The 11,325-nt window shown below is 70.8% G+C and carries 11 protein-coding genes and 1 pseudogene; 8 read left to right on the forward strand and 4 right to left on the reverse strand.

Annotated elements, in window-relative coordinates; all coding sequences use genetic code 11:
* From JS521_RS28715 to JS521_RS28725, 3 genes are all read right to left on the reverse strand, one after another.
* The coding region (locus JS521_RS28715; RefSeq protein WP_372448625.1) for a DUF6801 domain-containing protein at window positions 1-731 on the reverse strand (731 nt) is incomplete at its 3' end.
* A gap of 299 nt (window positions 732-1,030) precedes the next feature.
* Window positions 1,031-1,687 (reverse strand): hypothetical protein, encoded by a 657-nt coding sequence (locus tag JS521_RS28720; RefSeq protein WP_205085869.1) that lies wholly within the window; start codon window positions 1,685-1,687, stop codon window positions 1,031-1,033.
* Between the two features lie 71 nt (window positions 1,688-1,758).
* Window positions 1,759-2,694 carry a hypothetical protein gene (locus tag JS521_RS28725; RefSeq protein WP_205085870.1) on the reverse strand — a complete coding sequence of 312 codons (936 nt, stop codon included), beginning with the start codon at window positions 2,692-2,694 and terminating at the stop codon, window positions 1,759-1,761.
* 810 nt (window positions 2,695-3,504) lie between these two features.
* Here JS521_RS28725 and JS521_RS28730 point away from each other — a divergent pair.
* The 8 genes and pseudogenes from JS521_RS28730 to JS521_RS28765 all read left to right on the forward strand — a co-directional run bounded on the left by JS521_RS28730 (window position 3,505) and on the right by JS521_RS28765 (window position 10,906).
* Complete coding sequence (locus JS521_RS28730; RefSeq protein WP_205085871.1) at window positions 3,505-4,719, forward strand: PucR family transcriptional regulator; 1,215 nt, start codon at window positions 3,505-3,507, stop codon at window positions 4,717-4,719.
* Between the two features lie 201 nt (window positions 4,720-4,920).
* Complete coding sequence (locus JS521_RS28735; protein WP_097875222.1) at window positions 4,921-5,184, forward strand: hypothetical protein; 264 nt, start codon at window positions 4,921-4,923, stop codon at window positions 5,182-5,184.
* Between the two features lie 72 nt (window positions 5,185-5,256).
* Window positions 5,257-5,730, forward strand: coding sequence for an SCP2 sterol-binding domain-containing protein (locus JS521_RS28740; RefSeq protein WP_205085872.1), 474 nt, complete (start codon window positions 5,257-5,259; stop codon window positions 5,728-5,730).
* A gap of 4 nt (window positions 5,731-5,734) precedes the next feature.
* The gene (locus tag JS521_RS28745) at window positions 5,735-6,949 is read left to right on the forward strand and encodes an acyl-CoA dehydrogenase family protein (protein ID WP_205085873.1); all 1,215 of its coding nucleotides are present in this window, start codon (window positions 5,735-5,737) and stop codon (window positions 6,947-6,949) included.
* An 81-nt stretch (window positions 6,950-7,030) separates the two neighbouring features.
* Window positions 7,031-7,186: pseudogene (locus JS521_RS28750) on the forward strand (excalibur calcium-binding domain-containing protein); the annotation flags it as partial.
* Between the two features lie 460 nt (window positions 7,187-7,646).
* Window positions 7,647-7,823, forward strand: a complete 177-nt coding sequence (locus tag JS521_RS28755) for a hypothetical protein (RefSeq protein ID WP_205085877.1) — start codon at window positions 7,647-7,649, stop codon at window positions 7,821-7,823.
* Window positions 7,824-7,898: 75 nt separating this feature from the next.
* Complete coding sequence (locus JS521_RS28760; RefSeq protein ID WP_205085874.1) at window positions 7,899-8,753, forward strand: ATP-grasp domain-containing protein; 855 nt, start codon at window positions 7,899-7,901, stop codon at window positions 8,751-8,753.
* Between the two features lie 59 nt (window positions 8,754-8,812).
* A complete protein-coding gene (locus JS521_RS28765; protein WP_205085875.1) occupies window positions 8,813-10,906 on the forward strand; it encodes an MDR family MFS transporter in 2,094 nt (697 codons plus the stop codon).
* Between the two features lie 36 nt (window positions 10,907-10,942).
* On the opposite strand, the gene JS521_RS28770 is transcribed toward JS521_RS28765, so the two are convergent.
* On the reverse strand, window positions 10,943-11,325 hold a 383-nt coding region (locus tag JS521_RS28770; RefSeq protein ID WP_239487974.1), incomplete at its 5' end, for a YchJ family protein.

Genomic DNA, 11,325 nt, shown 5'->3' on the forward strand with positions numbered 1-11,325 from the left:
TCCGGTGCGGGGTCGCTCTCCCCCGGGCCGGGTGCGGGGGCGGTGGGGTCGGCGCCGCCGCGGATCGTGATCGCGGCCAGTTCGGTCTCCTGGCCCGGGACCGGTTCGCAGGCGACGTCGAGCCCCGGGGGTGCGGTCGGCTCACCGGCCTCCGTGAGTGAGGACAGCGAGAGGGCGAGCGCGGCGGAGGCGAGCGTCGCGCGTCCGGGGGTGCCGAAGGAGACCGACGGCACGTCCCCGGTGGCGGTCAGGGTCAGCTCCCCCTCGCCCTCGTCCTGGCCCGGGCCTTGGCCTTCGCCCTCGCTTTCGCCCTCGCCTCCGGCGGGCTCGGGCAGGTCGGCCGGGGGTGCGGTCAGGTCCTGCCAGGTGGCGTCGGCGGACCGGTCGCCGACGGTGTTGCGTACGGTGAGCCGCGCGACGGCCGACAGAGTGGCGGCGTCCAGTCCGGCGAACCGGGCGAGGGCCGTGGGCGGCAGGGTCACCTCGACGGCCACCTCACCGGGGCGGATCTCCTCGCCGGTGCGGGCCGTGGTGGGGAGCACCGCCGAGACCACGACGTCCACCTCCTCGGGCCCGGAGGGGAACGGGCAGGCGTAACGGAGGGCGACCTCCGAGGTCTGTTCCGCGGCGGCCGACTCCGCGCTGGGGACGAGCGCGGTGGCGACGACGAGCGCCCCGCCCACGGCCCAGTGGATCGGTCGTCTCGCTGCGGCGCGTGCATCGACGGTCATACGGATGTGTCCTTCCGGCGCGCGTGGGCCCAGGGGGCGGGCGGCTGCGGAGCGGGTCCGGGGTGTGGCGCGGCTCTGCGGGCGGCGGCCGGGCGGGCCCTACCGACGGGTACGGTACGCACGCCGACGCCCCCCTGGGAAGGGCCGGATCCCTGATCGGATCACCGGCGCGCGGACTTTGGCAGCGGGTGACAATCCGCTGCCGCGCCCCTTGTCGGCGGGTGCGCGAAATCGTGCCCGGCCGTCAGGTGCGCACGGCCGGGCACGGCGTTCAGACGCGGTACGTCATCGGCGCGGGATCAGCCGCTGATGACCGGGGACTTGCCCGAGGCCACGTTCACGATGGTGTACAGGCCCTGGAAACTGGCGGTGGTGCCGACGATGCCGCAGCCGCCGCCGACCTTGTTGGCGATGGACAGGGTGAGCCCGCCGCCCGCGGTGTTCAGCGTGCCGTTGCTGCCGCCCGCGGTCGGGTTGTTGTACTTGGCGGCGACCTTGCCGGTCACGTCGAAGGTGCAGGGGCCGAGGATGCTGCTCCCGGACACCTTCGCCTTGATCGCTCTGATCTCACCGGTCGTCTGGCCCGTGGAGTTGGTGCCGGCGCCCGCCGCGTAGTCCAGGCCCCAGATCTCCCACGGCGGTGTGGTGGTCACCGTCCAGGTGGAGCTGAACGGCCCGGTGCACGGCGAATTGAACGAGATCGCCGAGATGGACGCGAGCTTGGCCGGGCTCCCGGCGACCGGCGAGGTCGGCGCCGAGCCGGAGGCGGCGGAGGTCGCGCACTGGATCTTGTTGCCGTTGTTGTCGGTCAGGACGGTCACTCCGGCGCTGCCTTTGAAGGCACCGGTCGGGCTGATCGTCCAGCTGGTCGGTGCGGCGACGGCCGACGGGGCGGCGAGGACGACGGATGCCGCGGCGGCCCCGATCGCGGTCAGGAAACCGGTTCGCTTGAACATGGGTGTACTCCCTTTTCTCGTTCCGTTGGGGATTCGGCTGAACGTGACTGGAGAGGTCCGTGCTGTGCGGCCTACCGCTTCGCGGAATGCCAGAATTCCGACAGCTTGCGGCCCTCGTTCGGCGCGAGGCCGGCGGGGTCGTAGGGGCTGCCGAAGTAGGTGGTGGTGTCGTCCAGCGTCACGCTGTTCTTCCCGGCGGCGGACGGGAGACCGGTCTTGAGGTTCACCGCCCAGTCCAGGAGCCCGGCTCCGCAGCCACTGGCTCCCGGCACGGCGAACGTGGCGTCGCCCTGGTCAGCGCCGTCGAAGGTGTAGCGCCCCATCTCGCCCTCGTCGTCGTTCGGCGTCCCGTCTGCTCCGAACCGCTGGAGCGAGAGGGTCGGCGCCGTCACGTTCTGCGGCTTGAGGAGCACCGGGTTCGCGGTGGTCCCGATGTAGCACTTGTCACCCAGGAACGGATTCTTGAGGTGGATGCGGACCGGGATGGTGAGAATGGGCTCACCGGTGGAGAAAGCGGCGCTCATATGGAAGTCGCGGGGTGCTCCGGCCGGTTCGATCGTCGCCGTCACACGGTTGAGGTTGTTGTCCGTCAACTGACGGCAGATTGCCGATACGAGCGGAATTCCGCTGGGGCACATCAGCCCGATCAGCCCGCCGGGAATCTCCGCCGGATCCGCCGTCAGCGCCCCTTCGGGCGGGGCCACCAGCGAGGCGGTGCCATCGGCGCGCTGGACGACACCGAGCTGGAGATCCGTGTGGCCGGTGGAGACCTTCGTCTTGCCCAGCGTGATGGATCCGGTGGCCGAACCCGACGCGATGCAGGTGGCGATGGTGTTGATGCCGTCGGCGGCCAGCATGGCGGGCGCATCGACCGGGCAGCGGTCGAAGGGCGCCCAGTCACCGTTGAGCTGGGTGGCGGCGGCGGCCGAGCCGGTGGAGAGCAGAGCACTGAATGCCGTGAACGCCGCGAGAAGGCCTACGCGGGTTCGATTGGAAACGGATCTCATGTCGTCCCCTCTGTCGGCCGCCGTGGCGCGGCCTCGTGCACGAAGTTGACCGGTTCTGCAACGCATGCCCGCACCGCGACGACTTCTCGGCGGTGATGGAGCCTCGGGTGGCCCAGGGGCGGAGGATCGGAGCATCAAATTTCGGGCAGATTTCACGACCGAATTGATCGAGGCGTGATGTTACTCGCGGGAAACAGGGCGACACAATCCGTCCGGCTAAGATTCTTTTCACCGTACTCTTTTTGATCCGTAGATGAGCATCGGGGCCCGGTTCTCTTATCAAGGAATGCGCATCCGGGGGCCGGGAATTGCTTACCGGCGGCCGGAACCCCGCGCGCGGTGCGCAGGCGGGGCCGACGCGCCGGGAGGCACGGAAGTCCGGCTTCCGCTCTCCGGCAGACGGCATGGAATTCAGCCAGTCGGCTTGAAACCCTCGTGCACCAGGCGGGGTTCACCCGTGTTCGCCATGGTGAGCCGCTCGCACATCCACCCGTTCCCCGGCCCGTCCGACTCCGGCCGGACCCTGCCGGGAACAACTCGATGACAGCGGAACCGCTTTGTTGTCACCGTCTGAGCGGGCGGCCGAAATTCATTGTCCGAAAGCGCGCAGCACCGCCCGACCTGCACAGAAGTCGCACCGTGCGGCCGAGATGTGTGCCCCCTGCACGTCGATCTTGTCCAAGTGGTGTGCAGTGCCTGTTCCTTGGTCTATCTTCGTCGCGGACTTGGTACGCACCTGTCGGTTCGTGGGAGCGCTTTCCCCCCACCGCCTCACCCCACCACCGGGCGCCGAGAGCAAGGGGATCTGTCATGCCACATCTCATACAGCCGTTGGATACCGACGACCCGCTCGGGCCGCTCCCGCAGGAATTCGCGGCGATCATGCGACCGGAACTGCCCAGCCTCATCAAGGAAATCGGCGTCGAGGTCACCCGGGCCTATCCGGAATACGCCCGGCTGCTCGACGGCCCGAACGGGCAGGCCATCCGGGTGGGCGTGGAGCAGAGCCTCGCCTCCTTCGTCGATCTGGTGGCCGAGCCCGCCTCACCCACCACGCTCCGCGACGACATGTGCCGGCGCTTCGGACGGTTCGAGGCGTACGAGGGCCGGAGCATGGACACCCTCCAGGGGGCCTACCGGCTGGGCGCACGGGTGGCGCTGCGACGCGCGAAGAAGGTCGGGCAGAGTTATCACCTCTCCCCCACTCTGATGCTGAGCTTCGCCGACGCGCTCTTCGCCTACGTCGACGAACTGGAATCGCTTTCCCGGGAGGGCTTCCTGGAGGTGCAGTCCCAGTCGGGCGAGCACAGCGAGGCGCTGCGCCGCCGTCTGCTCCATCTGATCCTCGCCGGGCGCCCGGCCCCCGGCAGCGCCATCGCCGACCTGTGCGAGCAGACCGGGTGGGCGCTGCCCGAGGAGGTGACCCTGGTCGCCGTGCGCGCCCCGGCGGAGCTGGACCGGATCGGCGCGGACCGTGACCTTCTGGTCGATCTCAGCGCCCCGCAGCCGCATCTGCTCGTTCCGGGAGCGCTGGACGACGCACGAAGATCCATGCTGGAGCAGGCCCTGCCGGCCGGGCGCGCGGCGATCGGGCTGACCGTCCCCACGGCGCTGGCCTGCGAGTCGATCCGCTGGGCCCGCCGGGTCCTGGAGCTCGTCGACTCCGGCGTGATCGACGACGCTCCGCTGATCCGCTGCGAGGACCACCTCATCACCCTGTGGCTGCTGTCCGACCCCGCCCTGCTGGACCAGCTCGCCCAGCGGGAGCTGGCCGCCGTCGCGGGGATCAGCGCGACCCGCCGCGAACGGCTGGTCGAGACGCTGCGGATCTGGCTCGACACCCGGGGCACCGCGGCGCAGATGGGTGCGCTGCTGGATGTCCACCCGCAGACCGTGCGCTACCGCATGCGCAGCCTGGAGACCATTTTCGGTGACCAACTCGTCGATCCCGAGAGCCGTTTCGCCACCGAGGCGGTGCTGCGCGCGCTGCGTCTGCGCTCCCGCTCCACCGGCACATCCCCCTGATCCGGATCACGTTCGGCGCGCCGGGTCAACTTACCGGCGCGTAAGGCGAAATAGACGGTCAGTCCCAAACGGTTGCGACACGGAGACGTATCCGGCGAGAAACCCGGAACCGCGTCCCGTACACAGGAGGGATGCCGCCGCCCACCAGGCGACGGATCCCGTGCACCGCCTCCTGGCCGACCACCGAAGAGGGAACACCCCATGACCGCCTCGCACCTCCTCGTCCCCGTGCCGATCCCGGACCGGGTCGCCGCGCTGATCGGTTCGTGCATTCCGCCGCACATCCTCCAGGCGGAGTTCGACGCCGACTGCGCGGCCCGCGAGGTCCGCAGGTTCCGCGGGCCCCGGCTGGGCGTCGAGGACCAGGCCGACCGCGAACAGGCCCTGTCCGAACTGGCCCGCGCCAACAAGGTGCTGGCCGCGCACCATCCGCGACTGGCGGTGCTGCCCGGCTCGCCCTTCTGAGCGGCCTTGCGGGACGTAACCGCTCCCCTTACCTTACTCCCAAGTAAGTTTACTTCGGAGTAAGGAATCGGCGTGGACGGAACCAGCAGCGGCAGCCTCACCGACGACCTGTCCGCGCTCGACTTCGCGGCGGTCGCGCCCGAGGAGTTCGCACGGATCGTCAAGGGCCTGTCCGCCAAGCAGCTCGCCGAGGTCATGCGGGGCGAGCTGCGCACCCGGATACTCGGCGAGGTCTTCGGCCGGATGCGGCAGCAGTTCCGCCCCGAGACCGCGGGCGGCCTCACCGCACTGATCCGCTGGAAGATCACCGGGGAGAGCGACGCGTTCTACGAGACCGCGATAGCGGATGGCGCCTGCCAGGTCACCCCGGGCCGTTCGGAGGCCGAACCCCGCACCACCCTGGTGATGGCCGACGCCGAGTTCCTCAAGCTCGTCTCCGGCAACGCCAATCCGGTCACCATGTTCATGACGCGCAAGCTCAAGGTCGCCGGTGACGTCGGCCTCGCGTCCGGCCTGACCCGCTACTTCGACATCCCGAAGGCGTGAGGGCATGAGCTTCTTCTCCCTGGCGCTGACGGAGGAACAGCAGGACCTGCGTGACTGGGTGCACGGCTTCGCCGCCCAGGTGGTCCGTCCGGCCGCGGCCGAGTGGGACGCCCGGGAGGAAACCCCCTGGCCCGTGATCCAGGAGGCCGCCCGGATCGGCCTGTACGGCTTCGAGTCGCTCGCCGAGCTGTACGGGGATCCCACAGGCCTCTCGCTCCAGATCGCCAACGAGGAGCTGTTCTGGGGCGACGCGGGCATCGGCATGGCCCTGTTCGGCACCTCGCTCGCGGTCGCCGGGATCTTCGCCTCCGGCACCCCGGACCAGCTCGCCGAGTGGGTGCCGCAGTGCTACGGCGACGAGGACGACCCGAAGGTCGCCGCGTTCTGCGTCTCCGAACCGGGGGCCGGGTCCGACGTCTCCGCGATGACGACGAGGGCGCGCTACGTCGAGGCGAGCGACGAGTGGGTGATCTCCGGTCAGAAGGCGTGGATCACCAACGGCGGCATCGCCGAGGTCCATGTCGTCGTAGCCTGGGTCGACCCGTCGCTCGGCTCCCGCGGGCAGGCCGCGTTCATCGTGCCGCCCGGTACGAGGGGCCTGACGGCGGGCCGCACGGTCAAGAAGCTCGGCCTGCGCGCCTCGCACACCGCGGACCTCTTCCTCGACGACGTCCGCGTCCCCGGCCACTGCCTGCTCGGCGGAAAGGAGAAGCTGGACGCCCGCCTCGCCAGGGCACGCGAAGGCTCCACCGCCAAGGGCCAGGCGGCGATGGCCACGTTCGAGGTCAGCCGCCCGACGGTGGCCGCGCAGGCACTCGGCATCGCGCGGGCCGCCTACGAATACGCTCTGGAGTACGCCGGTGAGCGCGAGGCGTTCGGCAGGCCGATCATCGAGAACCAGTCGATCGCCTTCGCGCTGGCGGACATCCGTACCGAGATCGAAGCCGTAAGCCTGCTGATCTGGCAGGCCGCGTGGATGGCCCGCAACGACCGTACCTTCGACGCGGGCCAGGGCTCCATGTCGAAACTGCGGGCCGGCGAACTCGCGGTCGCGGCAACCGAAAAGGCGGTCCAGATCCTCGGCGGCGCGGGCTACAGCCGGGAGCATCCGGTGGAGCGGATGTACCGCGACGCCAAGATCTACACGATCTTCGAGGGGACCAGCGAGATCCAGCGCCTGGTCATCGCGCGGGCGATCTCGGGGCGGCACATCCGCTGAAGGGCTGGACGTCCTCCCCGAACCCACCCCGACCGAGGGCAGCCCACCCGGCCACGCGGTAGCGGCAGGCGGCAGGCGGCAGGCGGCAACAGCAGCGGCGGAGGCTCGGGCGGCGCGTCGGCGTACTACGAGAACTGCGACGCGGTCCGCGCCGCGGGCGCCTCACCCTTCCGGTCCGGCCAGCCCGGGTACGGGCGTCATCTCGACCGCGACGGCGACGGTGTGGGCTGCGAATAGGCACGCCCGGCCGCACCGGACGTGAAGACGGTCCCCTCCGGCAGGAGGGGGCTGTTCACTGCGTCACGCGACGCTCCGGGCGGCTCAGATGCCCGGCAAAAGCCCCGGCATGACGGTCGGCACATGTGATCCTCGTCGCGCTGAACACTTACCTCGACGCCGGAACGCGAACGGGGAAATCGTCGTCCGGCCTCGGCGGCGGCGGCCGTCACCGAGCGCGCCGGAAGGAACACGCAACACCTCCGGAACCCCGCCACACCGCGTCCACGTGCGGCAACACGGTCCGGATCGCTCGTTCGTGGCGGTCCCGGAGAATCTGTGGCGACGGCGTGGAGAGGTCCGCGGCGCGGGGCGGCCGCCGCGCCGGCGCCGGTTCCCGGCCGGGGACGAACGGCCCTCGCGGCCGCACCCGCACGCTTCGACGGTGCGCCGTCCGCCTCCGTACCACTAGCCTCTTCACATGACCCCCACTTCGACCCAGCCGACGCCTGCCCGCCCGATGGTCGAGCTGAACGCGGAGATCCGCGCTCTGGTCGCCGACGGCGGTGTGGTGTCGCCGGAGGGCCGCCGGGAGTACGAGCGTCTTCTCGTCGAGTGGGTGGCGGCCGTGCGGGGCAGCTCCACCGAAGCCGTCTGACACCCTCCCCCAAGGGGCCGGATGCGGTGTCGGCGATAGTGATCGCCCGTCCGCGTCCTCATCCCGGGAGAGCCCATGACCACCGCGTCACCCGCCGACGCACGCCGCACGTCCCTCCTGCTCGTCACCGATCTCGCCTATGAGGCCCGCGGCCGCCGCTACTGCGACGAGGACATCTTCCTGGCCTCCCGGCTGCGCGAGGCGTTCGACGTGGCGCTCTGCCACCCCCGGGACGCGGCCGCGCTGCTGCCCGGGTTCGACACCGTGCTGATCCGCAACAGCGGGCCCGTCCTGCACTACCGCGAGGCGTACGACGCGTTCCGCGCACGCGCCCTGGAGCTGGGGACGCCGGTCTACAACCCGCTCGACGGGCGCGGCGACATGGCGGGCAAGGAGTATCTGGTCGAGATGGACCGGGCGGGCCTCCCCGTCATCCCCACCGTGGACCGGGCGGCCGACCTGGCCCGGCTGCCCGAGGTCCCCCGGTACGCGGTCAAGCCGAAGCTGGGGGCGGACTCTGTCGGGCTGCGGTTCGTCACGGCGGCACAGGCGCGGACCGAGCTGGAGCGGGCGGCCGAGGGCTCCCTCCTCGTACAGCCGCGGATCGACTTCCGCCACGAGGTGTCCTTCTACTTCGTCGACCGCGACTTCCAGTACGCGCTGTACGCCCCGGACCCGGAGCGGCGGTGGGTGCTGGAGCCGTACGCGGCGAGCGCGGAGGACCTGGAGTTCGCCCGGCGCTTCATCGCCTGGAACACCCTCGACCACGGGATCCAGCGGGTCGACGCCTGCCGGACGTCGGACGGCGCCCTGCTGCTCGTGGAGCTGGAGGACCTCAATCCGTATCTGTCGCTCGACCGGGTCGGCGAGGACGTCCGGGAGGCGTTCGTGGCGCGGCTGAAGACGTCGATCGCCTCGCTGCCCCGCTAGGACCTCCGTTCGGCCCGCCCCCGCATGCGGGGGCCGGGGGCCGGTGTGAGGGTGCAGGGGTGACGACTGCCAGCGAGCAAGCCCCCGCCGCGCAGAGTGCCGCCGCGGGGCCGCCCGTCCTCGACCGGCGGCGGCGCAACATCGTCTTCGCGACGATCGTGCTCGGCATGCTGCTCGCGGCGCTGGACCAGACGATCGTGGGCACGGCCCTGCCGACGATCGTCTCGGACCTGGGCGGCGCGGCGCACATGTCGTGGGTGGTCACCGCGTATCTGCTGGCGGAGACGGTGGCCACCGTCCTGGTCGGCAAGTTCGGCGACCTGTTCGGGCGGAAGCTGGTCTTCCAGGTCTCGGCGGTCATCTTCATCACGGGGTCGTTCCTGTGCGGCCTGGCGTCCGACATGCTGCTGCTGATCATCTGGCGCGGTATGCAGGGCATCGGCGCGGGCGGTCTCATGGTCACGTCGATGGCGCTGATCGCGGATGTGATCCCGCTGCGCGAACGCGGCAAGTACCAGGGTGCGATCGGGGCGGTCTTCGGTATCTCCACCGTGATCGGGCCGCTGCTCGGCGGGCTGTTCACCGACCATCTGACCTGGCGCTGGGCGTTCTACGTCAATGTGCCGATCGCCATCGTGGTGGTCATCGCCGCCGCCCGGAACATCCCGTCGGTGAAGGCGGCGGGGCGGCCGGTCATCGACTACCGGGGCATCGCGCTGGTCACTGTCGGGGCGAGCGCGCTGATCCTGGCGACGAGCTGGGGCGGGAACGAGTACGCGTGGGGCTCGGCCGTCATCATCGGGCTGTTCGTCTGCGGGCTGATCGCCCTGGCGCTGTTCTGCCTGGTGGAGACGCGGGCGAAGGAACCGATGCTGCCGATGCGGCTGTTCCGGAACCCGGTCTTCACGGTCTGCTCGATCCTCTCCTTCATCGTGGGCTTCGCGATGCTCGGCTCGATGATCTTCCTGCCGACCTATCTCCAGTACGTGGACGGGGACTCGGCGACGCTCTCGGGGGTGCGGACGCTGCCGCTGGTCGCGGGGCTGCTGGCCGCCTCGATCTTCAGCGGCAACGTGGTGAGCAAGACGGGCCGCTACCGGGTGTTCCCGATCGTGGGGACGCTGGTGATGGCGGCCGGGCTGTTCCTGCTGTCCCGGATGGGGCCGGGGACCGGCGTCTGGCTGGAGTCGCTCTACATGGTGGTGCTGGGGCTCGGCATCGGGCTGGCCATGCAGGTGCTGACGATCGCCGTGCAGAACACCGTGGACTACGAGGACCTGGGCACGGCCACCTCGGGCGTGACGTTCTTCCGTACGCTGGGCAGCGCCTTCGGCACGGCGGTGTTCGGCACCATCTACGCCAACGCGCTGAAGCCGAACCTCACCGAGGGGGTCGCGCAGGCGGTGGCGGCGGGCGGCGACCCTGCGGTCCTGGCCAGAGCTTCGGAGAGCCCGCAGGCCCTGCACGCGCTGCCCGACGCCCAGTCGGAACCGCTGGCGCTGGCGTACGCGGACACGTTGCACACCGTGTTCCTGTGGACGGTGCCCATCGCGCTGATCGGCTTCGTCGTCGCGCTGTTCCTCAAGGAGGTGAAGCTGCGCGACTCGGCGCGGCTGGGGTCGACGGACATGGGCGAGGGCTTCGCCCAGCCGGGCAGCGGGGACTCGGCGAAGGTCCTGGAGTATTCCGTGGCCACGATCCTGCACAACGCGGGCCCGGACACCGCCCGGCGCATCACCGCCGAGTCCGACACCCGGCTCGACATGGCGGGGGCCTGGGCCGTGATGCAGGTGGACCTGTTCACCCGGATGGTCGGCCATGCGGGCCTCGGGCTGATCGCGGCCCGGCACCGGATTCCGCCGGAGGTGCTGGTGCCGGTCTTCGACCGGATGATCGAGGAGGGCTATCTGACGGGCGACGGGCGGCTCTTCTCGCACACGGCGGCGGGCCGGCGCGAGGCGGCGGTGATCTCCGACGCCTGGGGCCGCTGGCTGAACGACCGCCTGGCCGAGGACGGCGCACGCCCCGACGACGCTCAGCTCCGGGCCACCGTGGACGTGATCGCCAAGCGGCTGCTCGCGGAGGACCTGGCCCAGGAGCTGTCCCCCGCGGCCGGCTCCGGCGGCTCGTCGCGGGTGGGGGCTCCGGTCTGACGCACGGGCCCGGCGTGCGCGGCCCTCGGGCGCCGGTCAGTCGACGAAGACCGCCGTCGTGTAGACCCAGGCGCCCTCGTGCCGGGCGAAGCGGCTCTTCTCGTGAAGGGAGTCGGGGCGGCCGTCGTCGGTGTAGTGGGCGCGGAAGGTGACCGTTCCGGTGGAGTGGAAGGCACTGCCCTCGGTGGTGTCCAGGATGTCCAGGCCCGTCCAGCGCATCGACGGGTCGAAGTCGACGCCGGGCGGCCGGGTCTCGGGGTGCCAGGTGCGCAGCAGGTACGCCGCGTCCCGGACGACGAACGCCACGTACCGTGAGCGCATCAGGGCCTCGCAGGTCGGTGCGGCGGCGCTGCCGGAGTGGAACCGGCCGCAGCACTCCCCGTAGACGGCGGGCAGGCCGCAGGGGCACGGGGAGGCGG

Source organism: Streptomyces durocortorensis, assembly GCF_016901035.1.
Lineage (GTDB): Bacteria > Actinomycetota > Actinomycetes > Streptomycetales > Streptomycetaceae > Streptomyces > Streptomyces durocortorensis.